The sequence below is a fragment of the Azospirillum sp. UENF 112521 genome (genome assembly GCF_058780665.1).
The window spans coordinates 954,210-979,796 of the sequence record NZ_JBSNCI010000002.1 but is presented as its reverse complement, the minus strand read 5'-3'; the positions used below and the strand labels follow the sequence as shown (position 1 = coordinate 979,796).

Genomic DNA, 25,587 nt, shown 5'->3' with positions numbered 1-25,587 from the left:
AAAAGAACAGAGTCCCCGCGGGAAGCGTCAATCACAACATCAGAAAACATTAATAAAGAAAAAGCCCCTCTCTCGACTTGGAGAGAGGGGCCTCATGACTGCGACATTCCGCCGCAGCATTTCCGCGCATGTGAAAATGCCGCGAACGGTCAGGTCAGGACTTCGCCATCAGCTGTTCGAGCCAATGGATGTCGTAATTGCCGTCGATGAAGGCCTGCTGCGCGATGATGCGGTCATGCAGCGGCAGCGTGGTCTGGATGCCGCCGATCACATACTCCTCGATGGAGCGGCGCAGGCGCATCAGGCACTCGTTCCGGGTGGTGCCGTGGACGACCAGCTTGGCGATCAGGCTGTCGTAATGCGACGGCACGCGGTAGCCGTCATACAGCGCGGAATCGACGCGAACGCCCAGCCCGCCCGGCGCGTGATAGCCGTCGATCTTGCCCGGCGACGGGATGAAGGTCTCCGGGTTCTCGGCGTTCACGCGGCATTCGATGGCATGGCCTTCGAAGCGGATGTCCGACTGGCCATAGCCCAGCGGCGCACCGGCGGCGACGCGGATCTGCTCGCGGACCAGATCGATGCCGGTGATCATCTCGGTGATGGTGTGCTCGACCTGAAGGCGGGTGTTCATTTCGATGAAATAGAACTGCCCGTCCTCGTAGAGGAACTCCATCGTGCCGACGCCGCGGTAGCCGATGGCCGCCGCCGTCCTGGCCGCCAGATCGCCGATGAAGGCGCGCTGCTCGGCGTTCAGCGCCGGGCTCGGCGCCTCCTCGATGACCTTCTGGTGCCGGCGCTGGACCGAGCAGTCGCGCTCGCCGAAATGCACGCAGGTGCCGTGGGTGTCGCCCAGGAGCTGGATCTCGATGTGCCGCGGATGGCCGAGATACTTCTCCAGATAGACCTCGTCGTTGCCGAAGGCGGCGCGCGCCTCGCCACGGGCCAGCTGATAGGCTTCCTTCAGCTGGTCGGGGTTGCGGGCGACCTTCATGCCCTTGCCGCCGCCGCCCGCCGCCGCCTTGATCAGCACCGGGTAGCCGGTCTCGTGGGCGACCTTCTCGGCCTCCTCCAGCGACGTCACCGGACCGTCGGAGCCGGGCACCACCGGCAGCCCCTGCTCCATCACCGTCTTCTTGGCGGTTACCTTGTCGCCCATGATCCGGATATGCTCCGGCGTCGGGCCGATGAAGGTGAAGCCGTGCTCCTCCACCATCTCGGCGAACTGGGCGTTCTCCGACAGGAAGCCGATGCCGGGATGGATGGCGTCGACATTGGTGATCGACGCCGCCGACAGGATGGCCGGAATGTTGAGGTAGCTGTCGCGCGCGGACGCCGGACCGATGCACACGCTTTCGTCGGCGAGGCGGACGTGCATGGCGTCGGCGTCGGCGGTGGAATGCACCGCCACGGTCTGGATCCCCATCTCGCGGCAGGCGCGGTGGATGCGGAGCGCAATCTCACCACGGTTCGCGATCAGGACCTTTTCGAACATCGCCAAGGGAATGCCCCGCTTACTCGATGATGAGGAGAACTTCGCCGAATTCGACCGGCTGGGCGTCGGACACCAGCACCTCGGCGACGGTGCCGCCGCGCGGGGCCTTGATCGGGTTCATGACCTTCATCGCCTCGATGATCATGATGGTCTGGCCGGCCTTGACCACGTCGCCCGGACGGACGAAGGGGGTGCCGCCCGGCTCGGCCGCCAGATAGGCGGTGCCGACCATCGGCGAGGTCACCGCACCCGGATGGCTGGCCGGCTTTGCGGCGGCCGGCGCCGCCACGGCGACCGGAGCGGCCGCCAGGACCGGGGCTGCCTGGACGGCGACCGTCTGGGCGGCGGTCGGGCGGGTGACGCGGATACGCTTTTCGCCCTCGGCGAACTCGATCTCGCTCAAGCCCGTCTCACGCAGGAGGTCCGCCAGCTTGCGGACCAGATCGCCGTCGATGTCGAAGCTCGCCATGATGTCAGTCGTTCCCGTTTCCTTAATCGCGGTCGATGATGTTCGCGATGGCGTCCAGCGCCAGAAGATACCCGTGCGGCCCGAACCCGCAGATCATCCCCCTCGCCACCGGCGAGATGTAGGAGTGATGGCGGACCGGCTCGCGCTTGAAGATGTTCGACAGATGGACCTCGATCACCGGCAGATCCGACAGGATCAGGCTGTCCATGATCGCGACCGAGGTGTGGGTGTAGGCGCCGGCGTTGATGACGATGCCGTCATTCTCCGTGCGGGCCTGCTGAATCCACGAAACCAGTTCGCCTTCGTGATTCGACTGCCGGAAATCCACGGTCAGACCCAGCGTGTCGGCACGCTCGTGGCAGGCGGCCTCCAGCTCGTCCAGGGTCATCGACCCGTAGATTTGCGGCTCCCGCACACCCAGCATGTTGAGGTTCGGCCCGTTGAGGACCAGAATCGACGCGTCGATGGCCACAGCCCGCGCCCCTTTTCCATGATCGAAACCGCGCGTTTATATCACGAAGCACCGTCCTGTCCATGGCGACGGGGGCCTTCCGCGCGGAAAAGCGCGCCGGAATCCGGAATATCGCCGCGGCTGGGCCGGAAGACCGCGCGGACCCCCGGGGAAAACCCCAGCAATATCAGGGAGCAGGCTGAAGCGTGTGGCTGACGAGAAGCTGGTCGTAGACGCCCTGCCGCTTCAGGGCGTTCAGCCCGTCGTTGAAGACCGCGACCGCCGTCTCCGCCCCCGGCGTGCCGCGCCCGACCACCAGATGCAGCGTGACCACGGCGAAGGGCCGGTCCGCCACCCGGATGTCGTCGGCCAGAACCGGAGCGCTGAATCGCCGCGGCGCCGCTGAACTCGTCGATCACCAGGACGTCGGCCCGCCCGGTCGCCACCATCCGCACGCAGGCACCCAGGTCCGACGGGGTCTGCCGGGTCAGTCGGCCCTGGCCGACCATCGCCTCCAGCCCGGCCGGCAGGGCATAGCCCACCGGCTGGCAGATCGTCCGTCCCTGGAAATCCTCCAGGCCGCCGGAGTCGCCGCCGCCGGTCCGGCCGTTGAACTCCATCCCGGACCGGTTCGAGAGATAGACGAACTGCCGCACCTCCATCACCGGGTCGGAGAACAGCACCTCCCGCTCGCGCTCCGGCGTGCGGATATAGGGAAAGGTGGCAAGGAAACGGCCGGCCACCACGCCGTCGTAGCCCCGCTTCCACGGCATGAAGCGCACATCGTAGCGGCGCCCGCCGACCGCGAAGGCGCGGCGGACCAGATCGGTCACCAGCCCGCCCCCCGGCAGGTCGTCGCCGGTGTAGGGGGCATAGTCGCCGCCGGTCACCAGATCCAGGCCGGTATAGGGAGCCGGAGCGGGAGCCGTGCCGCCGGCCTCCGCGCCGGGCACCTGCGCCTGCGGCTGGACCGGGGCGACGCACAGCAGCAGCCCGGCCAGGGCGGCGCCCGCGGCCGAGGATCTCACCGTACCGATCGCTCCGTTTGCCGAATCCCGCAAGTCCGTTGGCCATCCGCTGGTGGGTCCGGCGCCGTGGTCGCACGGCGCCGGCCAAGATCTAAGCGCTGAGATCTAACGGCCAAGATCTAACGGCCTGGACGCCGCACTGTAAAGAGCCGCCGATACTCGCCGCCGGCTTGCGGTCACTCGGCCGCGGCAGCCGGGCCGGCGGCGGCGTCCCGCGCACGGCGGCCGGCGGGATCGGTGTAGAGGTCGTTGATGCGCTGGACATGCACCGCCGTCGCCTCGCGGATGGCGAAGATCGCCTTGCGCGCCCGCCCGCCCCAGCCGGCCGGCTGCGTGGCGAAGATCGAGCGGAAGAAGCGGGTGTTCCGCAGGAAGGCCTGCCGCAGGTTCAGGTCGACGTCGCCGAAACGGTCGCTCAAGGTGGCGGCGATGCGGCGGGCGAAGAACTGGCGCAGCTTGAAATGCCCGGCCAGGAACAGCCCGCCCAGCAGCAGGGCGGTGCCGATCAGGTGCAGCGGAAGCCCGCTGTCGCCGGACTCGGACAGCCAGCCGAGGAAGGCGCCGAAACCGCCGCCCAGCGTCTGCACCACGGTGCCCAGCAGCCCCAGCAGCAGCACGCCCCACACCGCGTCGCCGATCAGCACGCGGCGGCGCCACTTCGCCATCGCCTCGCGCAGCTTGGGCAGCACCTCGCCCTCGACCTCCTTGGTCAGGCTGTCGATGGAGCCGATGATGCGATAGGCGCGGGCGACCTCGACCTCGTTGATGCGGGTCTGGAGTTCGGCCAGATCATGGTCGCGGCGCGCCTGGTAGCGGGCGCGGCGGCCGTCATCCTCGATGTCGACGGCGGAGCGCTGGTCGTAGATGGCATAGAAGCGGCCCGACACCAGCCCGGCCTGGGCGATGGCGCGCTGCCAGGCGCCGAACACCGCCTCGAGATTGTCCTCCTTGGCGGTGGTGTCGACCTGGTTGAGGATGTAGCAGACCTTGCGGGCGTCGGCGCGGTTGACCGTCTTGGCGACCAGATGGCGCAGCGTGTCCTGCATGGCGCCCGGTTCCGGATGGCGGGCATCGAAGAAGACGAGCACGAGGTCCGACAGCTCGACGATGTGGTCGACCAGCCGCAGGACCGAACGGCGCTGGTCGTCGGCGTCGAAGCCCGGCGAATCGATGAAGATCTTGCCCTTGGTCCGCGGCCCGGCCAGCGTCTTCAATTGCAGGTAATTGTCGATCCGCTTGCCCTCGCCAGCGGCGACCTTCTCGATCTCGTCGGCGATGCGATAGAAGGGGAAACGAGGGTCGGCGTTCAGCGCGGTGCCGGGCAATGCCTCCTTGCGGGTTTCCGGACCGTGGCAGATGACGGTGAACTTGTCGTCCACCGCCTGATTGCCGGTGTTCTGCAGCACCTCGCCCAGATAACCGTTGAGGAAGGTCGACTTGCCGGCGGAGAAGGTGCCGAGCACCGCGACCATCGGCCACCAGGGAATGCGGGTGGTCAGCGATTCATGGCGGTCGATCAACCCCAGCCCGGCCAGGATGCGGTCGAAGGCGCGGAAGGTCGGGAGGACCGGCAGCAGGTTGGGATTTTCCGCCCGCAGATGGGCATCCAAAGCCGCAAGGCGCTGCTGAAGGGCTTGCCGGGGGGTCATGGCGGGCGAATTCCACTGTTGCACGGGCCGAAAAGAACGGCCCCTCTCTAGCACGGGCGGGACCGGCACCGGACATGAAATCTCCCTCATCTTCCGTCCGGGATTATCCGGGCAGGGAGCCGGGGCGCGGAATCCGGACGGGGCCGGGCGAAATGCCGCGGGAACAGGACCGGGCGGACGCGCGTTTCCCGGCGATGGACGACAGCGACCATCAGGACGACGGCCAGAGCGGAGGCAAGGATGGCGGCCTCGGGGAAAGCCGCGACGGCGGGCCCCTGCCGGCGGGCGCCGATCAGGCGCATCGGCTGACCGCGGACGAGCTGGCCTTCCTGCTGCGCGACCCGATGCTGCGGGCGCGGGAGGCGGAGCGTGCCGCGAAGTCCAACCGCAGCCGCACCGAACGGCGGGCGGCGGACCCGGCCTATGCCGAGCGGCTGCGGGCCGGCGACCGCGAGCGCCAGCGCCGGCGGCGGCGGCGCGATTCCATCGGCCGGCCCGAACCGCCGGAGCCGGTCGCCGCCGACCTGCCGGATCTGACCGTGGCGCGGGCGGAGGCGCTGCTCGCCGACCATCTGGACGGCAACCCGTCCGCCCAGGCGGCGCAGCTGCGCGGACGGCCGGACCGTATCCGGCTCTATGCCGAGGCCTTCGTCGCCTACCGCGTTCTGTCGACCGGCGGCGTCCGGCCGACCCGCGGGGCGCTGGCCGCCCTGCTGAAGTCCCGCTTCGGCCGCACCGTCACGCCGTCCCAGGTCCAGAAGCTGCGCGACCATGTGGAAGGCTTCGCCATGGCCGGCGGCCCCTGGGCCATGGAGGCCTCCCACCCGTCCGGCATTGCCCGGACGAGGAACCCGCGGAAGGCCGATACGGATAGTCACGCACCACGGCCCCCGCGCCCCTGAATCGCCGGTTCTCGGCCATGGTTAACGGCGACTTAATAAGGTTAATTAAGTATTAACGCTTGTCTGGCCAACCATGCGGCCCGACCGGCCGGGTCGACATGCAGCGTGACGGACCGTATCGGCCTTGGGAGAGGAAAGTTTCTCTCTGTCCTTCGGTTTATTTATTACAACCAGAAGGCCTTCCACCACCATTTGTGGCGGTACAAATCTTATCGGTTCCCGATCACGGAATTTCTATAATCGAAAAGCTATCGACCCAACCAATGGATGATCCCAAAGACTCGGTGATTTCCGCAAAGGGATGAGCACAGGGTTCCGGCAGAGCCTCGGCGCAATTGATTCTCACCGGCGGCTGAAATAATACAAAGCTGTAATATGACAACCCCTGCGAATGCTGCACCACCACCAGCGCCTATCGGCATATGGCAAACACACACCAATATTCAGAAGTTTTCTCTTGAATCGCTTCAACGAATGTGTAAACAATATTTTCATTCTCGCAAAGACAAGCCGCGGAAGACTGGGCAGCGGAGACCGATGGACATGAGTGAACCGACGGCGCGCAAAAGAGGACGACGCGGATCGCCGGAATCCTGGTCTGTGGACGCCCATGTCGGGCAGCGCGTGCGGATGCGCCGAACCCTGCTGGGAATGAGCCAGGAAAAACTGGGCGAAGCGATCGGCCTGACCTTTCAGCAGGTCCAGAAATACGAACGCGGCTCCAACCGTATTTCGGCGGGTACCCTGTACCGGCTGAGCCAGGTTCTGGACGTTCCCGTCAGTTTCTTTTTCGATACCTACAACGATGCCGACAGCCCACGCCGCCCACGCAGCGGTTTCGAGGAGTTTGACGACAGCGACAGCCAGATCAGCCGGCGGGAGGCGCGGTTGCTGCGCCTGTGGCGCGCCGCCCCCTCCCATGTGTCGGACGAGATGCTGTCGCTGCTCTCCGCCCTCTCTCCCGAAATCAGGGAGCCGCCGGAAGGCCCCGGCGAGGGTGAGGACGGCGAACCGGATGCCTCCCCCCGATCGGGCAGCTCGCAATCGCCGGTCAACGGCGGAAGCCGCCTCGCCGGCACCGAGATCGTCGCCACCGGTCCGGAGGGGGAAAGCGTCCGCAAGGCCGGCCGTCCGGTGCGCAGCGATGCACCGCGGGTCAAGCCGGTGAAGTCGGCCGATGCCGCCAGCCAGAGCAAGTCGCGCCGGCGTCATGGCGCGGTGTGGGACCCGACCGACATCCTGCGCGCGTCCAAGCCGTCGCCGAGAAGCTGATCCAGGACCGGAATCCGGTCCGGCATTCCAGAATGCAGCGCTTCACCGCCAACAGATCGGAAGCAACAGCACATCGAAGCGCCACCATGGGAAAAGGCTCCGCATCGGCCGATGCGGAGCCTTTTTCAAACCAGGACGGGCACGGTTGCCCGTGGCCTTGCCAGCTGCCGACCTTACCAGCTGCGGACAGGACCGACGTCGAGATGGACGAAGCCGCTGCGCGGATAGAAGCCGACGCCACCGGACTGCATCCCCTTCGCCGTCTCGGAAATGGCGCGAAGCTGGGTGTCGGGAAGGCGGATGTCGATGGCCATGCCGCGGGTGTGATAGCTCTCCTTCGCGACGCCACGCGACCGGCGCCGGGCCATCGCATTGGTGCGGCGGGAGCGGTAGCCGCAGATCACCTCGAACGGATCGTCGGATCCGACGCTCTGGTGAACGCGGGCGAGCAGGTCGAACAGGCGCGGGTCGTAGTGGCAGACCTGCTTGGCGCGATGGTCGCGCAGAAGTACGTCAAGCTTGCGCAGCGCGTCCGGCTTGTAGTTGCCGTCAGCCCAATAGACGCCGTCGAACCGTTCCTGCGTGTTGATGTTGTGCAGGCTGAGGCGCCGGACACTGCCGGCCAGGGGAGCGGCTTCCACAGAGCCCGATCCCAGAAGGACCGGCGCCGTCGCCACACCAGTCACCACGCTGGTGGCGACCCCCGTCATCATCCCCGATGCGGCCGGAAGAGCCGCAGATACCGCCGCCGCGGCAAAACCAAGGAACCCGCGCCGCCCGATTGCCGGTGCGGCACGCTCATCATCCCCCAAATGCATCCCCGAACCTCGTCGTCTTACGTTTTTGCCGTTCTACGCTGTGGCCGTTCGGCGTTTGGCGGGTCGCGCGGCGCCCGCGGTGTATAGTATCAGCCTTAGGACCAACGCTGATCCGAAGCGTCCCGTCTGGTGTGAATCGTCTCCGGACGGATATTCGTATAAGGAAGGTCATCGGCTGAGGCAATTAAAAAATTTTGCAGTGTGACCTTCTTGCATAGGCGGGTCATAGGACGGCGGCAGGAAGATCACACCGGAAGAATGATCGACCGGATTTCTCGCCGCGCGCCTCGCCTTCCATTATTGCGTTGCATAAATTGATCAGAAGGGCAGCGGTGCATCCATTCCGATGCTGCGCTGGACCACAGTGACAGAAGGTGCCGCCATGATCGCTTCCGCCGACCTCCGCATGTCCCGCAAGCTGGCCCTGCTGGCGCTGACCGCCGCATCGGCGATGGCGCTGCTCGGGGCCGGGCCGGCGGACGCCCTGCCCTACCGCGACACGTTGACCCAGTGGGCCGACCGGTTGGACGCCGCCGCGGTGGAGTTGGACAGCGCGCCCGTGCAGACCTCCACCCGGATCGGGGAAGGCGGACTGATGAAGCTGGGCAGCAGCGGCGAGCGTGTCGGCCGGCTGGCTCAGCGTCTGGCCGAACTCGGCCTGCTGCCGGCCGACAAGGTGTCGGAGGTGTTCACCGTCGACGTCGACCGCGCGGTGAAGGCCTTCCAGCTCGCCCAGCGGATGAAGCCCGACGGGCTGATCGGCGCCGGCACGAGGGCGGCGCTCGACCGCACGCCGGCCGAGGCCGCGGCGCTGATGCGGCAGAGCGCCGTCGCGATGCGCAGCTTCCGCGACACCGCCCCGGACAATATCCTGGTGGTGAACCTGACCAACCAGACCACCACCCTGGTCCGCGGCGGGGAGGAGGAGCTGACGATGCGCGCCATCGTCGGCCGGCCGTCGCGCGAGACGCCGCTGCTGACCGACCGCATCACCCACGTCATCGTCAACCCCACCTGGACGGTGCCGCCCACCGTCCTGAAGGAAGACAAGCTGCCGAACCTGCGCGCCAAGGGCACGCCCGGCATCCAGAACGCCATCGTCTATCTCGACGGGCAGGAGGTGGCGCCGGAAACGGTCGACTGGCACGACGTCACGCCGGGCCGCGTCCGCATCGTCCAGCAGCCGGGCGACCACAATGCGCTCGGCCGCTTCCGCTTCAACCTGACCAACCCGTACGACATCTATCTGCACGGCACCAACGAGCCGCGGCTGTTCGCCCGCGAGCTGCGCTCGATCAGCTCCGGCTGCGTCCGTCTGGAGGATCCGCGCAAGCTGGCCGAACTGCTGTTGCAGGGCACCAGCGTGACGCCGGAGCGGATCGACCGCCTGCTGAGCAGGCAGCAGCCGCAATGGGTCAAGCTGGCGACGCCGATGCCGGTGCAGTTCGTCTACTGGATCGCGACCGTTGAGGCCGATGGGGCGGTCCGCCTGCATCCGGACATCTATGACCGGCTGGACGACGCGCCGGCCGCGGTGTCCGTTCCGGCGCCGCTGCCCGGTGCGCTTCCGGGCACCACGCCCGCCGCGGCCCCCGCGCCGGCTCCGGCTGCCCTGCCGCCCGGCGGCGGGCAGCCCGACGCGGGCCGCGCCGCCATGCCGCTGGACAAGAGCGGCACGGCGGAACAGTCGGCAGGCAGGTCCAGCGTCTGAGGAAGGCCGGACCGCGCGGCGCCTGCCTATAGGGTCAGGCCCGGCGCCGCGTCTTCTTGCTGCGGTTGGGCGGCACGGCGGTCGATGCGGCCTCTTCCGGCGTCGGCCAGACGTCGCGGTCGCCGCGCATCGGGATGCCCATCTCCTCGCCCTGGTCGGCGAGGCCGGGCTGTTCGCCCTGATTGGCGATGCTCAGCACCGGCTCGACCGGTTCGGTTCGCATCGCGGTCGCTTCCGGACCGCCGGCGGGGTTGGGCTTCAGCGTGTCACGATAATTGTCCTGGATGGCAATCTCTTCGCTGGCCAGTTCCCAATGGGCCTCGGAACGACCCTCCGGCCGGCCTTCATTGACCCAGATCTCGTGCGCGCGCCGACGGATGCGGCTTTCCAAATCCTCGGCCATACGGGTCGTCTCCTTCACGGGTGGGGCTTGCGGGGGGAGGCGGGAACGGCGCCCGGCGGCAGTCGCCGCCCAGGCCCATCCCGCCGGTCCTGTAGTGAACCCCGCCGCTCCCCCGGCGGTTCCGGCGCGCTTCCGCCCTATGCTTTCGTACTGCCCGCATCCGCTACCGTTTCCGAACGGCAACGCCCCTGTGAAAAGCGGCGAAGCCGCCACAATTCCGCCGCTTGTCGTTTGAATTAACCCCATCGTGATGATATTGCACCGCCATCAACCGGCGGTCCGCAGACAGTGGCTGGGCCAAGCGACGGGACCGATATGTTGCGCATTTTCTGGCCGAATCCCGCCTCAACCAGCACCCGGACCCGGGCGGCCGATGCCGTCCGAAGCCAAGGCGGCGCCCTGGCCCCGCGTGACCGCGCCGGCCTGCTCAAGGTCGCTTTGCTGGCCTGCGTGCTCGGCCTGCCCGCCCTGCCCGCAGCCGCTGCCGAGCCCGCCGCGAAGCGCCCGTCCGCCGTAAAGGTGGAGGCGAAGCCTGCTGTCCCGGTGCAGGCCGCCACGCCCGCGGCGGCCCCGGCGCCCGATGGTCCGATTCTACAGCTGGGCATCTATTCCCGCGACGGCGATGCGTGGCTGAGCTGGAAGAATTTGCAGCAGCGCGAGCGGGACCTGACCGCGGGTCTGACCGCTTCGGTCCTGCCGCTGGACGGGAAGAGCGGTGCCGGCGTGGCGCTCTACGCCCAGGTCGGCAAGGGCACGGACGCGCGGGCGCTGTGCCGGCGGATCGTCGGCGCCGGCTTCGGCTGTCTCCTCGTGGACCGGCCGGCCGTGGCCGAAAAGCCGGCAGAGAAGGCGGCGACAGCCGCTACTGCCACTGTCGTTGCTCCGTCCGCGCCGGCGGCGGGCGGCGCCTCGGCAATCCCGGGATTGGCCCCTGCTATGCCTGCTGCGTCGGCCCCTGCAACGGCAAAGCCGCCGGCCGTGACCCTGGCGGTCGCCCCGGCCCCCATGCCGGCTGCCGCAGCCGCCGAGGCCAAGCCGCCGCAGCCGGCCGGCAACCGCGAGACGGTGACGACAACCACCTCTTCCGTGCTGGCGCCGATCGGTTCGGCTGTCGCCGCTCCGCTGGCTCCGCCGCCGCCGTCGGTGGCCAACGCCACGCCGCCAGCCGACGGGCTGATCATCTACAACGAGGAAGACGCCCGCACCATGGCGGACATCGAGCAGCACAGCCGCCGCAAGGGCCGGCTGCGCTCGGTGATGCCGGATTCGCGCTATGACGTGATGCCGGCGACGCTGAAGCGGGAGAACTGGAACCTCTGCGCCCTGACCTTCGACGACGGGCCGCACCGCACGGTCACCCGCCAGATCTTGGACATCCTGAACCAGGAAGGCGTGCGCGCCACCTACTTCCCGGTGGGCCGCATCGCCGAGCGGCAGGGCGACCTGATCCATGATTTCGTCGCCGCCGGGCACGAGATCGGCAACCACAGCCTGACCCATTCCGACCTGCGCAAGATGGACGCCACCGGCGCCCGCTACGAGATCGCGGAGACCAACCGCATCCTGCGCAGCTTCGGCGCCAATCCGGTGCTGTTCCGCCCTCCCTACGGCCGCTATTCGGAAGAGCTGCTGACCATCGCGCGGGACGAGCGCATGGGATCCGTCCTGTGGTCGGTGGACACGCGCGACTGGCAGGTGCGCAACGCCGACAAGATCGTCAGCCAGATCAAGCTGGGCGGGCTGCCGGGCAACGTCTTCCTGATGCACTCCACCTATCCCAGCACGGCGCAGGCATTGCCCCGCGTCATCGCCGAACTGAAAGCCAAGGGCTGCGAGTTCGTCACCCTGTCGGAATGGCTGGAACGGGCGCGCATCCTGGCGCTGCCGAAGATCGTCAATGCCGGCATGCCCTCGGCGGGCGGGGACGAGGCGAACGGCCGCCAGTAACGACCGCCTGTAAGCCCGTGTTTCAGCGGGCGCCCTTGCCGTCCTGCTTCTTGCGGTTCTGGGCGTATTGGCGGATCACCGCATCGACTTCCGTCGGCAGGATGCTCCAGGTCGCACCGACATTGTCGCCCTTCACCTCGACCACCGAAACGGTCGCGTTGAAGGTGAATTTGCCGGCGGCATCGTCGACGCGCACCGCAACCTTGGCGTTCTGCCCGACCACCAGCGACCCGTCGAAACCGCGGGCGACGAAGCCCTTGGGCGTCAGCGACACGATGGGATAGCTTTTTCCGTCGCACTGGATGACGCTGACCGGCATGCGGGCCGCCGGCTTGGCCGCCTTCTTGTCGGCCACCGAGACCTTCAGAAAATCGAAAAGCCCCATACCCTGCCCCCGGAAAGCCGCCCCCGCTTGCGACGGACGGAAGGGCGAATGCCGCCCCCGCCCGCGATTAAACGCGGGCACGCTTCGCGTAGCAACGAAATCCTGCCGGGTTTCCGTCAGGGAAAAGCCTGATGCCTCAGGGACGGCCGCTGCCCTGCCCGGTCTCCTGCCCGAAGCCCTGCATTGCCGCCCATGCCCGCTGCGCCCGCCTGAAGGACAGCAAGGTGAAGGGCAGCAGGGTGACGAGGACAACCGCCATGCCGACAATCACCGACAGGGCCCCCAGCGCATCGGTGGCCGGAAGCTGCGCAACCAGGCTGGCCATGAGATGGAGGATCAGCGCCCCCAGCACCGACGCGCCCAGCAGCGGACCGACCAGGGCGGGCAGCCCGCCCAGGAGGCCCCGTGCCGGCGCTTCGGTCGGCTTGGCGACGGCATCGCCGTCCGCCCATCCGGCCCGGCCCGGCCCAGGCCGGATCAGCCCAGTCGGGACCAGCCCAGGCCGGACTGCCGGGTATGGCAAGCCGGCGACGCCTCGCACAACGCTCCGCATTGGCACCTCCGCTCTGGCTGTTCTCCCCGCACCCCGTACGGTCTCATTCGCTTGGCCCCTTCGGATTGCCGAAGGAACCGGTTTGGGAACTATAGGGTGCTTTCTCCGGTCTGGCCAAAATCCAATACGGTTACCCCCTTACGCTGAGCGCCGGACCGATCCCTGCCCAAAGTAAAGGCATCTTATGGACAGGTTCATTGGATAGGCACGACGAAGGGCTTGGCCGCCGGCCTCGCCTGCGGTCTCCACAGAGGCTGTGGATAACTGTGTGGGCAAGCCGTGGGCAGTCCCGATTCGCGCAAGGCGATTCAAGGGGCCTGCTGTGTTTGCCCAAAAATCAGGCAATCTACGCAACCACCTGATTTATAAGAATAATCACGTTTTTCCGGCTGTCGGGGCCCCAGGGGCGTGTCAACTGAAATCTGTCACATTTCACCGGACCCTGCGATTTCACACCCTGTTGTGCCCTGTTGACAACTGCTCCCAAGGGCATTGCACCATCGATGCGGGTAAGGCGGCCCCCATCGGCCGCCCTATGACCTTCGGGTGGGTGACGTCCGCAACCCCCGGCGCCGCCTAGCTTTCCGTCTTCACCCAGCAGCGCAGCACTTCGGCCACGCTCCAGGCCTGCGAGATGCAGCCGCGCGGGGTGAACGGGGCCTCCGCATCGAAGATTTCGCTGATGGTGCCGATGCCGGCCTCGTCCAGATGGGGCAGGAACCCCTCAAGCAGCCGGCGCCCGCCTTCCTTGTCCTCCGGATGCAGCTTCAGCCAGGCATCGACATAGGGGCCGATCAGCCAGCCCCAGACGGTGCCCTGGTGGTAGGCGGCGTCACGCGCCCGCAGGTCGCCGAAATATTTCGCCTTGTAGTCGCGGCAGCCCGGCGCCAGCGACCGCAGCCCCAACGGGGTCAGCAGGTGCTTGCGCACCGTCTCCACCACCGGCTCCCAGCGCTCGCGCTCCAGAACCGGATGGTCGAGCGAGACGGCGAAGATCTGGTTGGGCCGGCAGGCGATGTCGTCGCCATGCTCGCCATCCACCACATCGAACAGGTGCCCGGCGGACGGGCACCAGAAGCGCGCGTTGAACGAGGCGCGCGCCTGATCGGCCAATTCCTCCAGCGGGCGGGCGGCGGCCTCGCCGTCCTCCTCGCGCAGCCAGCCGGCCGTCAGCCGCAGGGCGTTGTGCCACAGCGCGTTGATCTCCACCGCCTTGCCGCGGCGCGGCGTGACCACCCAGTCATCGACCTTGGCGTCCATCCAGGTCAGCTGGTAGCCCTCCTGCCCCTGGCGCAGCAGCCCGTCCCGGGGATCGACGCCGATGCCGAAGCGGGTGCCGCGGCGGTGGAAGTCGATCACCTCGCGCAGCTTGGGCAGCAGCAGGCGCAGCGTGTCGCGGTCGCCGGTGACGCCGAGATAGCGGTGAAGCGCGTGGAAGAACCACAGCGTGGCGTCGGCGGTGTGGTACAGCCCGCGGTCCTTGCCGTCGGGGAACATGTTGGGGATCAGGCCGTCGCGGATGTAATGGCCGAAGGTGTGCAGGATCCACCCCGCCTCCAGATGGCGTCCGGTGGCGAGCGTCAGCCCCTCCAGCGCGATCATGGTGTCGCGGCCCCAATCGGTGAACCAGTGGTAGCCGGCGATCACCGTCCGCACCTCGTCACCCTCCGCCCGCGCCCGCATCTGGTCGGCGACCCGGCCGGCCGGCACGAACAGGAAGCTGTCGGCCGACAGCACCAGTTCCGCCATCGCGCCGTCGCGCAAGCTGGGGTGGGCGTTCTGGATGATGCGGCGGCGGCGTTCCGCCTCGAAGCCCAGCACGTCGGCCGGCGGCAGGGCCTCCAGCCGCCACCAGTCTTCGGTCGCGGCGGCGAAGGTGATGCTCTGGCCTGCCCCGACCTCGCCGCTGAAATAGCCCGGCGTCCACAGCGACCCGCGCGACTGGTAGCCGCGTTCATCCTCCACCCGGTAATAGACGTCGCGGCGGATACCGCCGTCGAGCGTCATCGGGAAATCGCCGCCTTCGATGGCCATGCGCAGCACCGGCAGGTCGGGCCCGGCCGAGACCTCATATTGCTGCCCCGACGCGGTGATTCGATAGGCCCCGGCCAGCGGGCGGTCCACCGCCGATTCCAGCGTGCGGAAGGCCAGCACCGGCCTCAGCCGCAGCTGCACCGGTGCCTTCGCTTCCATCACCCGGTAGGTGACGTGGACGATGTTCTGGCCGTGCGGCAGGACGACCTGCTTCTCGATCACCGCCCCGCCGGCACGGAAGCGCCAGACCGGCAGCCCGGTCTCCATGCGGAATTCCTGCAGGGCGGCGGTCTGCCCCTCCTCCCCCGCTTCGCCGCCGGCCGGATCGCCACCGCCTGGATCACCGCCGCCTGGATCACCGCCAGTGTCGCGGGAACTCAGCCGGTAGCGGTGACCGTCGGAGTCGATGACCACGTCGCTCAACTGGCTCAGCATCAGCACGCGGCCGAGCGGGGCCGGCAGTGCGGCGATCAGCAGCCCGTGATAACGCCGTGTCACCGCCCCCGACACCGACCCGGAGGCGTAGCCGCCAAGACCGTTGGCAACCAGCCATTCACGGGTTTCGGCACCTTTCGGACCGGTGTTCAGGACCTCGCGTGACAGGGTGCGGACGAAATCAGCCATGGTGGACCTATGCTCAGCTATCGGTTTCCTATCCTTGGGAAACCACGATGACCGGGGTTGTGTTGCCTCCCTCATCGTCGCTTTCCGTCGAAAAGCCATGTGCCGGTCCCAAAACCAGCGCCGCATGGCCGGGCAGCCGCCACGCTCCGTCCGGCTGCTCCACCGCCGCCGTGCCGCAACCGCCATAGGCGGGCTCCTCGCTGGACCACAGCACCGTCCAGGCGCCGTCGAGGGGTGGCGCCAGCAGCGGCTCGGCCAGCACAGTCAAGGTGAGGTCGCGGCCGAGGTTGACCAGCAGCAGCCGGTCGTCGCCCTCTTCCCCGAAGAAGCGCAGGACGAAAGCCTCCTCCCCCAACACGGCGCCGTCCAGTCCGCCGGTGCACTGGGCGGCGAAGACCGGGTCCTCGCGGCGCAGGCGCAGCAGGTCGCGGTGCAGCGCCCAGACCGCGGCATTGCTTTCCCGCTCGCGATGGTCGAGCTTGCAGCGGGTGAAGCTGTCCTCGGCATGCGGCTTCGGCAGGGCCGCCTGCATCGCCGGCCCAACGATGCTGGGGAACTGGGCCAGGAACTCCGCCCTGCCCTTCTCGACCAGTCCCGCCAGATCCGGCTTGTGGTCGGCGAAATAGAGGAAGGGGGCGCTGGCGGCGAATTCCTGGCCCTGGAACAGCATCGGCGTGCCGGGTCCCAGCAGGAACAATGCCGTCATCGCCCGCAGTCGGCCCGGCGTGGTCAGGGCATGCAACCGCAGCCCGCGCGCGGAGTTGGCGATCTGGTCGTGATTCTGCAGGAAGCTGACGAAGGCCGGGCTTGGCACGCCAAAGGCCGGCATGCCGCGCCGCTTGCGCTGCCAGCGATACCACTGTCCCTGGTAAAGGAAGCCGTACTTCATCGCCGACACGAACTCCTGCGGTGTGCCGCGATAATCGGTGTAGTAGGCCTCCATCCGGCCGGTCAGCGCCACCATCGCCGAATGGTGCAGGTCGTCGTTCCAGATGGCGCACAGCCCGCAGCCACCCTCTTCGGCCGGCTTCACCATGCTGACATGCTGCGGCTCGTTCTCCCCCACGACAATGGTGGCGCGCCCGCCGGCGGCCTGGCGCACGGCACGCGAGATTTCAGTCAGAATGTGCGGCTTGCCCTGGGCTTCGCTGCCGTCATTGATCGACTGGGTGGCGTCCAACCGCAACCCATCCAGGTGGTATTCCTCGATCCAGAAGGCGGCGTTGGTCAGGAAGAACTCCCGCACCGGCTCCGAATTGGGGCCGTCGAAGTTGATCGCCTCGCCCCAGTCGTTCTTGTAGCGGTCGGTGAAGTAGTCCTTGGCGAAGCACTTCAAATAATTGCCGTCCGGCCCGAAATGGTTGTAGACGACGTCGAGAATGACGGCGAGCCCCAGCCGATGGGCCTCATTCACGAAGCGCCGCATGGCATCGTCATCGCCATAGAGCCGCGTCGGCGCGAACAGGTTCACCCCGTCATAGCCCCAGCCGAAGCGGCCGGGAAACTCCGACACCGGCATCAGCTCCAGCACCGTCACGCCCAGATCGGCCAGCCTCGGCAGCTCCGCCAGCGCGGCATCCCAGGTCCCTTCGGGTGTGAAGGTGCCGATGTGCATCTCGTAGATCACCTGCCCCTTGATAGCGCGGCCCTGCCAGCCCTGGTCGGTCCAGGCGAAGCGGTGTGGATCGACCAATTGCGAGGCCCCATGCGACCCCTCCGGCTGAAAGCGCGATATCGGGTCGGGATAGAGCATCTCCTTCCCGTCCAGCCGGAAGCGGTAGAGTCCGCCAGCCTCCAACTCCGGAACCGCCCCGGAGAAATAGCCGTTCCCCTCGTCGCCCAGTACCGTTGCCCGCCCCTCCGGTTCGGCGACCAGTTCCACCCGCTCGGCATCGGGCGCCCAGACCCTGGCATGGGCGCCTCCGGGCAGCACCTCCACCCCGATGGGCCAGCGGCGTTCGACAGTGGCCTGCGCCTGCTCGACAAGCGGAATTGCGGCGGAAATCGTCACGGCAACGGCCCCCCGGTGAGTGATGCGGATTTCCGCTGTGCCTACGCTAAACAGGAGCGAGGCGGTGTGATCACGCCGGAGGTGGAGAATTGTTTCGAAAACTATGGATTTAGCGGTGGGTTCGACGACCGGATGAGCGGCCGGGCGATGCCGCGGCTCCTCACCGCCTGCTACTTCTCACCTCTTGCCGCCTCACCGTTTGCCGCCTCACCGTTTGCCGCCTCACCGCTTGCCATTGGGAACGAAGCCGCCGCCGGTGATCTCCATCCCGGCCATGTCGAGCCCCATGCCCTGCGCGCCTTTGGCAACGGCGGCGCGGACCTGCCGCATGAGCGCGGGATTGCCCTTGGCCCGATCCACCGCGACGTCGATCAGCATGGTCTGGACCAGCAGAGCCTCGGCAAGCTCCTGCTTCTCGGCATCGGAGGCCTTGCCCGGACTGCCGGCGGCGTTCAGCGCACGTGCCGACTGGGCGCGGACGACGGCGTACATGTCGCGGCCCAGCGTGTCGTTGTCGCCGCGCGTCGCCTGCCACGCGGTGATCCACCACAGCGCATAGGCATCCGCGAGATTGTCGGTCCGCAGGCCGACGGGGGCGATCGCCGCCCCGATCCGCTCGATGATGTCGCCCTCGGCGAACAGCCTTTGCAGATCGGCGGCGCCGTTCGGATCGACCGCCCGCGTCTTTTCGACGAAGGCGGCGAGATTGGCGCTGCGCCGCGCCTTCGACGGCGTGAATCCCAGCCGCGAGATATCCGGCGGCGGCGTGTTGCGCCGTTCCTGCTCGTTTCTCAGTTCGCGCAGATGGGTGCCCAGTATGTCGGTCTGGGCAATCGACGGCACGAGGGTGCTCCACGCCCAGCCGTCGATGATCGACTGCTGGGCGGCCGCGTCGCTCCCGCCCAGCGCGACGGCCAGGGCCATGACGCTCAGAAACCTCCTCATCCGACCTTCCTTTTTCGAGACACGAGGACGGAGAGCGGACGACAGACCGGTCTCGCTGGAAAGAGACCCGATGGAGGTATCGCTTCCGGCGTCAAAGCCTCCTCACACCCGCTCGCCGAAGCTCCGGGCGGCGGCATCGATCACCAGCGGGTGGGCGCGGAGCGCGGTCAGCGCCGCCTCGGCCTTGTCGTCGCCGACCTCCAGCGTCACCACCACGTCGGACCGGTCGCCGCGCTCGGCGTCCCGCTCCTCCCGCCCCCGCTGCACGACAGTGCCGAAGCGGTCGCGCAGGCTGCCGACGATCTCGGCCTCCACCCCCCGGCCACGCTCCGCGGGATAGGCATAGACCAGTTCCATCTGTCTCTCCTTGTCGCTTCACCCCTGCGGCGCGAAGACGACGCGCAGGCAGTCGTCGGCCTTCTCCTTGAACATGCGGTAGGCCTGCGGGCCGTCGTCCAGCGGCAGCCGGTGCGTCATCAGGTAGGAGGGGTCCAACTCGCCGTTGCGGATGTGCTCGAACAGCCGCTCGGCATAGCGCTGGCCATTCTGCTGGCCCATGCGGAAGGTCAGGCCCTTGTTCATCGCCGCCCCCATCGGGAACTTGTCGATCAGCCCGCCATAGACGCCGACGATGGACAGGGTGCCGCCCTTGCGGCAGCTCTCGATCATCTGGCGCAGCACCGCCGGCCGGTCGGTCTGCAGCCCCACCGCCTGCCTGGCGCGGTCATAGAAATCCTCCACCGCGTTCGATCCGCTGTCGGCCTCCATGCCGACGGCGTCGACGCAGACGTCGGGACCGCGCCCGCCGGTCATCGCCTGAAGCGCGTCGAAGATGTCGACCCGGCTGTAATCCAGCGTTTCCGCCCCTGCCTTCATCTGGGCGGCGCGCAGCCGGTCGGGTACGCGGTCGATGCCGATCACCCGCTCCGCCCCCAGCAGGAAGGCGCTGCGGATCGCCATCTGGCCGACGCCGCCGCAGCCCCACACCGCCACCACGTCGCCCGGCTTGATGCCCGCCATGTCGGCGGCCATGTAGCCGGTCGGCACCGCGTCGGAGACGAAGACCGCCTTCTCGTCGCTCACCCCGTCGGGCACGCGGAATGCGTTGAAGTCGGCATAGGGCACGCGGATGTACTCGGCATGGCTGCCGGCATAGCCGCCGAAGGCATGGCTGTAGCCGAAGATGCCGGCGCCGCAATGGCCGTAGGCGGTGCGGGCATAGTCCGGATTCGGGTTGGAGTTGTCGCACAGCGAGCTTTCGCCGTGCCGGCAGTGCCCGCACTGGCCGCAGCCGATGATCGACACCGTGATGACCCGGTCGCCGCGGTTGAGATAGCGGACCTCCGGCCCCTTCTCGACAATCTCGCCCAGGAACTCGTGGCCGATGATGTCGCCGGGCCGCATGGTCGGTACATAGCCGTCGAGCAGGTGCAGGTCCGACCCGCAGACCGACGACAGCGCCACCTTGACGATCACGTCATGCGGATTGACCAGCACCGGGTCGGGCACCCGCTCCACCCGCAGGTCGTTGGTTCCGTTCCAGCAGAGCGCCTTCATTCCGTCGCCTCCCGGAAGGGACCGGAGGTTCCGCCGCGCGGCTGCCGCTCGATGGTGGACAGCTCGCCCGTCTCCACCCGCTGCTTCAGCCGGCGCAGCGCCTCCTCCGCCTGGGCAGCCGGCGTGGTGCCCAGCAGCGCCGCCACCTCGGTCGCCGGCACGCGGTAGACCAGCGTCAGCCGCACCTCAGTCCCGCGGTCGCCCGGCGCCGGGCTCAGCATCAGCGAGGCGCGGTGCGGCAGGGCCGTCTCGCCCACCGTATGCCAAGTCAGCAGCCGGTCCTCGTCGACGCGGTCCAGCACGCAGCGCCAGTTCGGCGCCTCGCCTGCTGTCCCCCCGGTGGACGCTGTCGCGGATTTGCCGATCCAGCGGCTTTCGGTCGCCGACAGCACATCGACCCGCTCAAGCTGCGGCATCAGCTTGGGCAGGTTGGCGAAGTTGCGCCAGAAGCGGAAGATCGTCCCGGCATCCGACGCGATGGTGACCACCGCCTGCGTGCGTTCCGGCGTCAGCGAGCGGCGGCGGGTGGCCGGACCCTGGTGGCGCCACGCGCCGGGGTTCGGTGCCGTGCCCAGCGACCGCTCGCCGAAAGGGCGCAGCCCGAGGGCAGCAGCGGCGAACAGGCCGGCGCCGCCCAACGCCATCATCGCCCCGCCCCAGCCCGGCCGCTGCAATCCCAGGACGCCGAGTGCCGTACCGCCGACCATGGCAAGCCAGCGACCGCCGGTCGCGGCATCGCCCGATCCCACCCCCGCAAGGCCGGACCCCAGGCCAGAGAGGAGAGAGTCCGGCTGCGGCCGGCGGCCACCCCACCCGGTCAAACTGTTCGACGCCATCGCCGCTCCTTTCCCGTCTGTGCAAAGACCATGGACAGAGAACAGCCGGGTTGCGGCTTCGTTGCCTCACCTGCTGTGGTAAGCGGCAACCGCAGGGCGTCTGCGTTGTTAGTCCCTACAGCAAAGATCGGATGGGAGGATGGCCGTGCCGCTTCTGGACGCCACCATGGGCATCGTCGACGCCGAGGGCTTTCGGCCGGTGACACTCGAAACCGACCGCGGCCCGGTCCAGGCCCGCTTTTACCCGGTGCCGGACGGCGAACTGGCGGTGCTGTGGGTCGGCGGGGTCGGCGGCGGGTTCGACAGCCCGGCACGCGGGCTTTATCCGCGCCTGTCCGCGGATTTCACCGCCGACCGGGTCGCCTCGCTGCGCCTGCGCTTCCGCGATCCGCGCGACCTGGAGGAGGCGGTGAACGACGTGCTGTGCGGGCTCAGCTTCCTGGGCCAGCAGGGCATCCACCATGTGGCGCTGGTCGGCCATTCCTTCGGCGGCGCGGTGGTCATCCAGGCGGCGGCGTCGAACCGGGGTGCGGTCTGCACCGTGGTGACGCTGGCGACCCAGGGCTACGGCACCGATCCGGTCGGCGACCTGTCCTGTCCCATCCTGCTGATCCACGGCGAGGCGGACGAGATTCTGCCGGCCAGCTGCTCTATTCATGTCCACCGCAAGGCGGGCGAGCCGAAGAAGCTGGTTCTGGTCCCCGGCACCGGCCACGCGCTGGAAGAGGCGTCGGAGGCGGTCTGCCGCGAGGTGCGCGACTGGCTGAAGACCTATCTGCTGGAGCGATGAGGCCTAGAAACTTAAGGCATGCCGAAACGATAAGCTCTGCCGAAACGACAAGGGGCGCCACCGGCGCCCCCCTCGATCTGCCTTGAACAGCCTCTCAGCTTTCCTTGGCCTTGTGCGTGTCACTGATCGGCTGCACGCCCGCCGGCTGCTCCTGCTGCTGCTGTTGGGGCTGCTGCTGGGGCTGCTCCGGCGGGGCCTCGCGCCGCGGCGGGCCGGCCTTCACGTCCTGATAGACCGCCTTGGCGATCTCCAGCAGCTCCTCCTTCGACAGGCGGCCGGCCAGCGCGTAGGCCAGCGGCCCTTCGACCCAGTAGAAGGTCGCCACGTCGCCGTTCTGGGTGAAGCTGAAGTTCGACTGGTTGCCGCTCTGCGGGGCGCCGACGAACAGGGTGATCCGCTTGTTGCCATCGTTGGCATACATGTACTGCGCGCCGGCGCCGAGATCGGTCGGCAGCGAGCGGCCGCCGATCAGGCGATAGCCGACGCGGCCAAGGTCCGGCCCGAACACGTCGCGTCCCATCCGCTTGGACAGCCAGCCGTTCAGCTCGTCCTGATTGTCGGCGCCGAGCTCCACCTGGAAGCGTTCGTCCGAGGTGTAGAAGCGGTGCGCCTGGGTGGCTTCCTGGGCGAAGGTGGCGAGCGTCTGGCGCTGCTGGGCGACGGGGACGGCGGCCTGCTGGTCGACGCCACGGCCCATCCAGCCGCCGGCGGCGCCGGCGACCACCAGCATCACCGCCGCGGCGAAACGCACCAGCGGACGGGCATGCCAGGCCGGACGATTGTCGTTGAAGGCGACACGCCCCTTCAGCCGGTCGGACAGTTCCTGGACCTTGTCGCTCGGCGGCTCGCGCAGGACGGTGTCGAACATCTCGTGCAGCAGGATCGCCTGGGCGCGGTAATCCTCCGCCCGGCGTGCCGCCTCCGGATCCTCGGCCAGCCATCGCTCCACCGCCAGACGGCGGTTGCCGTCCAGCTGCCCGTCGACATAGGCGTGGAGCTCATCCTCCGTGACCCGTCCCAGTCCCTGATGCGCGTTCATCACTTCACCCGCCGGAGGGTAACGCCACCCTCGTTCGCCAGTTTCGCCCGTACCGCCTCGCGCGCCCTGGACAGGCGCGACATGACGGTCCCGATCGGCACGCCGAGCATGTCGGCGACCTCGTCGTATTTCAGGCCCTCCAGCGCCACCAGAAGCAGCACCTTGCGCTGTTCCTCCGGCAACTCGTCGACCGCGCGCATCATCTCGCGCAGCTCGACACGCTCTTCCTGCCGGGGCGGACTGACCAGCTTGGATTCGACGTCATCGACATCGACCTCCTGCGGCCGGGCCGCCTTGGAACGGACCTGATTGACGTGGACGTTGTGCAGGATGGTGAAAAGCCATGCCCGCAGGTTCGTCCCCGCCTGGAAGCTGTCGGCACGCGCCACCGCGCGCGTCAGCGCCTCCTGCACCAGATCCTCCGCATCCGCGCTGTTGCGCATCAGCGCACGCGCGTAGCGCCGCAAGGACGCGATGTGGACTTCCAGATCGACCCCGAATTTGCTCAACCGCGCACCCGATCCTTAACCGATCACGCCACGGCTCACGCCATGGCCTCCCCTTCTGCCGACAAGGCGGACGGGACGACGAGGGCGCCGCAACTCCAGAGGCCGGGCCGGCTCCTTCGACCTTGCGGCCGAATGGGAGACCCGATGCATATGGGTGCGAACGCGCGCCGCGCATCCTTTATTCCAGACTTTATGAGGCTTGCAGCAAAATTTGTGCGGCACGGCCACGCTTGTGCCGAAAAGGCTTCAGAGCGGCCCCGTCAGTTGCCGGCCAGGGCAATCCGCCGCTCCGCCAACGCCGCCAGATCGGCCCGCAGCCGCTCCACCGGCCCCGACCAGTCGCCGGGAGCCGCCTGGCGGTAGAGCCGCGCCGTCGGATACCAGGGCGACTCCTCTCGCCCGCTCAGCCAGCGCCATTCCGACCCGGCATGCAGCAGCACCGACACCGGCCGGCCCAGCGCGCCGGCCAGATGGGCCATGAAGGTGCAGGAACTGACCACCACATCCAGCTCCCCCAGGGCCGCCGCGGTGTTGTCCATGCCCTGCAACGAGCAGCCCCAATCGACGGTGCCGGCGGGCAGCGGGAATTTGGCCATGTCGTCGCGCCCCTGCCCGAACTGGAGCACCACCGCGGTCGTTCCCGGAATGCCGAACAGCGGCAGCAGCGGCTCCAGCCGGGGCGAGCGGACGCGGTCATAGCGGAAATGCACGGACCCGGCCCAGACGATGCCGATCCTCAGCCCCGCCAGACCCGCGGCCCTCCCGGCCCAGAGATCCCTCGCCGCCTGCGAAGCGTGCAGATAGGGAGTGTCCGCGGGAATGCTGTCCAGTTCGGTTCCCATCCGGTGGACCAGGCTCATCACATGGGCGTGCATGTCGTAGGGCGGCAAGTCCTCGTCATAGCCGAAGGCGGCATCGACGATGCCTGAGGACCGCAGCAGCCCCAGCAGGTTCTCCTGGCCGCAGAACAGCACCCGCATCCCCTGCGCCCGCAGGATCGGCGCATAGCGGATGAACTGGATCGCATCGCCAATGCCACGGTCGGCATGGATCAGCAGGGTCGCCCCCGGCCGGATGCTGCCGTCCCAATCCGGCCGGTCGAAACGCCGCGGCGGCTGGAACAGCGGCAGCCGCAGCCTTTCCTCATAGAGCGCCGCCCCCTCGCGCAAGCGCCCCATCAGCATCAGCGCGCTGCCCTGCCCGACCGCCGCCTCCGCCAGCGCCGGATCGAGGCGGCGGGCCTGGGCGAAGGCCGCCACCGACGCTTCCGCCCGGTGCCGTTGCAGATGCGCGAATCCGAGATTGCTCCAGCTTGCCGGATCGGCCGGATCGAGCGCCAGCGCCCGGCAGAGCGCCGGCTGCGCCTCCTCGATCCGCCCCGCCTCGACCAGTTCCGCCCCTGCCGAGGCCCAGGCCGGCGCCGTGCCGCGAAGCCGGGCCAGCCGGCCCAGTTCGGTCGCCGCCTCCGGCATGGCCTGCCGGCGCAGGGTCTCCGCCAGATTGTTCAGGCTGCGCCCATGGTCGGGCGCCAGCAGCAGCGCCAGCCGGTAAAGCGGCAGCGCCGCCGATGCGTCGCCGCTCCCCAGCCGCAGATCGGCGAGATCGCAGAACAGGTCGGGAGCGAGCGCACCGGCAAGCGCCGCCCGATGCAGGACGGCGGCGGCCTCTTCCACCCGCCCCAGCCGTTTCATGCAGGCCGCGAGGTTGCGCGCATAGGCGGGATTGCCCGGCGCGCTGCACAGCGACCGCCTGAACGGCGCCAGCGCACCCACCGCATCGCCGCTGCCGATGGCCGCGACGCCGAGGATGCTCCAGCCGTCGCCGCGCCCCGGATCGAGCGCCAGCGCCTGCCGCAGCGCCCTGCGCGCCGCTGCCGGTTCCCGCCGCTGCAAAGCGGCCGCCGCCGATTGAATGAGTTGGAGAACGTCGCCCACGAATATGCCCCCCCGCCATGCCCCCAAGGAGAGTGTTGGGTCGGTCGGGGAGGCGTGGTGGGCCCGGCCGGATTTGAACCGACGACAACACCGTTATGAGCGGCGCGTTCTAACCGCTGAACTACAGGCCCTACCGCGGGCCGCACTTTGCGACAAAGCTTTGGGGAATTGCAACCCCTCGTTCACCGCTCCGACGCGGAAACCCGAAAACGAAAACGGGGGCCG

Annotated in this window: 22 protein-coding genes, 1 tRNA gene and 1 pseudogene; 5 read left to right on the top strand and 19 right to left on the bottom strand. The window is 68.3% G+C overall.

Features of this window, described 5'->3' with window-relative positions:
- Window positions 1-154: 154 nt before the first annotated feature.
- The 5 genes from accC to ACWPN8_RS06970 form a co-directional block, all read right to left on the bottom strand.
- On the bottom strand, window positions 155-1,495 hold the full coding sequence (gene accC / locus ACWPN8_RS06990) for an acetyl-CoA carboxylase biotin carboxylase subunit (protein ID WP_109452067.1): 1,341 nt from the start codon (window positions 1,493-1,495) through the stop codon (window positions 155-157).
- Window positions 1,496-1,514: 19 nt separating this feature from the next.
- The gene (gene accB / locus ACWPN8_RS06985; RefSeq protein WP_098740163.1) at window positions 1,515-1,964 is read right to left on the bottom strand and encodes an acetyl-CoA carboxylase biotin carboxyl carrier protein; all 450 of its coding nucleotides are present in this window, start codon (window positions 1,962-1,964) and stop codon (window positions 1,515-1,517) included.
- Window positions 1,965-1,986: 22 nt separating this feature from the next.
- Window positions 1,987-2,436 carry a type II 3-dehydroquinate dehydratase gene (gene aroQ, locus ACWPN8_RS06980; RefSeq protein ID WP_098740164.1) on the bottom strand — a complete coding sequence of 150 codons (450 nt, stop codon included), beginning with the start codon at window positions 2,434-2,436 and terminating at the stop codon, window positions 1,987-1,989.
- Window positions 2,437-2,477: 41 nt separating this feature from the next.
- Window positions 2,478-3,443 carry a substrate-binding periplasmic protein gene (locus ACWPN8_RS06975; RefSeq protein WP_492240306.1) on the bottom strand — a complete coding sequence of 322 codons (966 nt, stop codon included), beginning with the start codon at window positions 3,441-3,443 and terminating at the stop codon, window positions 2,478-2,480.
- Window positions 3,444-3,619: 176 nt separating this feature from the next.
- Window positions 3,620-5,092 (bottom strand): dynamin family protein, encoded by a 1,473-nt coding sequence (locus ACWPN8_RS06970; protein WP_492240305.1) that lies wholly within the window; start codon window positions 5,090-5,092, stop codon window positions 3,620-3,622.
- Window positions 5,093-5,244: 152 nt separating this feature from the next.
- Between ACWPN8_RS06970 and ACWPN8_RS06965 the strand changes: the two genes are divergently transcribed.
- Both ACWPN8_RS06965 and ACWPN8_RS06960 read left to right on the top strand, forming a co-directional pair.
- Window positions 5,245-5,994 carry a hypothetical protein gene (locus ACWPN8_RS06965; RefSeq protein WP_492240304.1) on the top strand — a complete coding sequence of 250 codons (750 nt, stop codon included), beginning with the start codon at window positions 5,245-5,247 and terminating at the stop codon, window positions 5,992-5,994.
- Window positions 5,995-6,537: 543 nt separating this feature from the next.
- Window positions 6,538-6,793, top strand: a pseudogene (locus ACWPN8_RS06960) (helix-turn-helix domain-containing protein); the annotation flags it as partial.
- Window positions 6,794-7,439: 646 nt separating this feature from the next.
- Here ACWPN8_RS06960 and mepK read toward each other — a convergent pair.
- Window positions 7,440-7,979: a peptidoglycan L,D-endopeptidase MepK gene (mepK, locus tag ACWPN8_RS06955; protein ID WP_492240303.1), complete on the bottom strand. Its 540-nt coding sequence runs from the start codon at window positions 7,977-7,979 to the stop codon at window positions 7,440-7,442.
- Window positions 7,980-8,466: 487 nt separating this feature from the next.
- Between mepK and ACWPN8_RS06950 the strand changes: the two genes are divergently transcribed.
- Entirely contained in the window at window positions 8,467-9,795 is a 1,329-nt protein-coding gene (locus ACWPN8_RS06950; RefSeq protein WP_247872714.1) for a L,D-transpeptidase family protein, read from the top strand.
- A 34-nt stretch (window positions 9,796-9,829) separates the two neighbouring features.
- Here the strand turns inward: ACWPN8_RS06950 and ACWPN8_RS06945 are convergent, their stop codons facing one another.
- Window positions 9,830-10,198, bottom strand: coding sequence for a DUF2934 domain-containing protein (locus ACWPN8_RS06945; protein ID WP_109095500.1), 369 nt, complete (start codon window positions 10,196-10,198; stop codon window positions 9,830-9,832).
- A 315-nt stretch (window positions 10,199-10,513) separates the two neighbouring features.
- Between ACWPN8_RS06945 and ACWPN8_RS06940 the strand changes: the two genes are divergently transcribed.
- A complete protein-coding gene (locus tag ACWPN8_RS06940; protein ID WP_492240302.1) occupies window positions 10,514-12,145 on the top strand; it encodes a polysaccharide deacetylase family protein in 1,632 nt (543 codons plus the stop codon).
- Between the two features lie 22 nt (window positions 12,146-12,167).
- On the opposite strand, the gene ACWPN8_RS06935 is transcribed toward ACWPN8_RS06940, so the two are convergent.
- The 8 genes from ACWPN8_RS06935 to ACWPN8_RS06900 all read right to left on the bottom strand — a co-directional run bounded on the left by ACWPN8_RS06935 (window position 12,168) and on the right by ACWPN8_RS06900 (window position 21,090).
- The gene (locus ACWPN8_RS06935) at window positions 12,168-12,530 is read right to left on the bottom strand and encodes a hypothetical protein (RefSeq protein ID WP_492240301.1); all 363 of its coding nucleotides are present in this window, start codon (window positions 12,528-12,530) and stop codon (window positions 12,168-12,170) included.
- Window positions 12,531-12,666: 136 nt separating this feature from the next.
- A complete protein-coding gene (locus tag ACWPN8_RS06930) occupies window positions 12,667-13,083 on the bottom strand; it encodes a hypothetical protein (RefSeq protein WP_492240300.1) in 417 nt (138 codons plus the stop codon).
- A gap of 576 nt (window positions 13,084-13,659) precedes the next feature.
- Entirely contained in the window at window positions 13,660-15,741 is a 2,082-nt protein-coding gene (locus ACWPN8_RS06925) for an amylo-alpha-1,6-glucosidase (protein ID WP_492240299.1), read from the bottom strand.
- A 28-nt stretch (window positions 15,742-15,769) separates the two neighbouring features.
- The gene (gene treZ, locus ACWPN8_RS06920; protein ID WP_492240298.1) at window positions 15,770-17,752 is read right to left on the bottom strand and encodes a malto-oligosyltrehalose trehalohydrolase; all 1,983 of its coding nucleotides are present in this window, start codon (window positions 17,750-17,752) and stop codon (window positions 15,770-15,772) included.
- 222 nt (window positions 17,753-17,974) lie between these two features.
- Window positions 17,975-18,697: a DUF6683 family protein gene (locus ACWPN8_RS06915; RefSeq protein ID WP_492240297.1), complete on the bottom strand. Its 723-nt coding sequence runs from the start codon at window positions 18,695-18,697 to the stop codon at window positions 17,975-17,977.
- Between the two features lie 102 nt (window positions 18,698-18,799).
- Window positions 18,800-19,054: a hypothetical protein gene (locus tag ACWPN8_RS06910; protein WP_492240296.1), complete on the bottom strand. Its 255-nt coding sequence runs from the start codon at window positions 19,052-19,054 to the stop codon at window positions 18,800-18,802.
- An 18-nt stretch (window positions 19,055-19,072) separates the two neighbouring features.
- Window positions 19,073-20,254 carry a zinc-dependent alcohol dehydrogenase gene (locus ACWPN8_RS06905; protein ID WP_492240295.1) on the bottom strand — a complete coding sequence of 394 codons (1,182 nt, stop codon included), beginning with the start codon at window positions 20,252-20,254 and terminating at the stop codon, window positions 19,073-19,075.
- Entirely contained in the window at window positions 20,251-21,090 is an 840-nt protein-coding gene (locus ACWPN8_RS06900; RefSeq protein ID WP_492240294.1) for an SRPBCC family protein, read from the bottom strand. Before ACWPN8_RS06900 ends, ACWPN8_RS06905 begins: the two co-directional genes overlap by 4 nt.
- 139 nt (window positions 21,091-21,229) lie before the next feature.
- Between ACWPN8_RS06900 and ACWPN8_RS06895 the strand changes: the two genes are divergently transcribed.
- Window positions 21,230-21,880, top strand: coding sequence for an alpha/beta hydrolase (locus ACWPN8_RS06895; protein ID WP_492240293.1), 651 nt, complete (start codon window positions 21,230-21,232; stop codon window positions 21,878-21,880).
- Between the two features lie 94 nt (window positions 21,881-21,974).
- Here ACWPN8_RS06895 and ACWPN8_RS06890 read toward each other — a convergent pair whose 3' ends face one another.
- From ACWPN8_RS06890 to ACWPN8_RS06875, 4 genes are all read right to left on the bottom strand, one after another.
- Window positions 21,975-22,919 (bottom strand): anti-sigma factor family protein, encoded by a 945-nt coding sequence (locus ACWPN8_RS06890; RefSeq protein WP_492240292.1) that lies wholly within the window; start codon window positions 22,917-22,919, stop codon window positions 21,975-21,977.
- A complete protein-coding gene (locus tag ACWPN8_RS06885; RefSeq protein ID WP_042703142.1) occupies window positions 22,919-23,428 on the bottom strand; it encodes a sigma-70 family RNA polymerase sigma factor in 510 nt (169 codons plus the stop codon). Before ACWPN8_RS06885 ends, ACWPN8_RS06890 begins: the two co-directional genes overlap by 1 nt.
- A gap of 260 nt (window positions 23,429-23,688) precedes the next feature.
- A complete protein-coding gene (locus ACWPN8_RS06880) occupies window positions 23,689-25,362 on the bottom strand; it encodes a tetratricopeptide repeat protein (protein WP_492240291.1) in 1,674 nt (557 codons plus the stop codon).
- 55 nt (window positions 25,363-25,417) lie between these two features.
- A tRNA-Ile gene (locus ACWPN8_RS06875) sits at window positions 25,418-25,493 on the bottom strand.
- Window positions 25,494-25,587 lie beyond the last annotated feature (94 nt).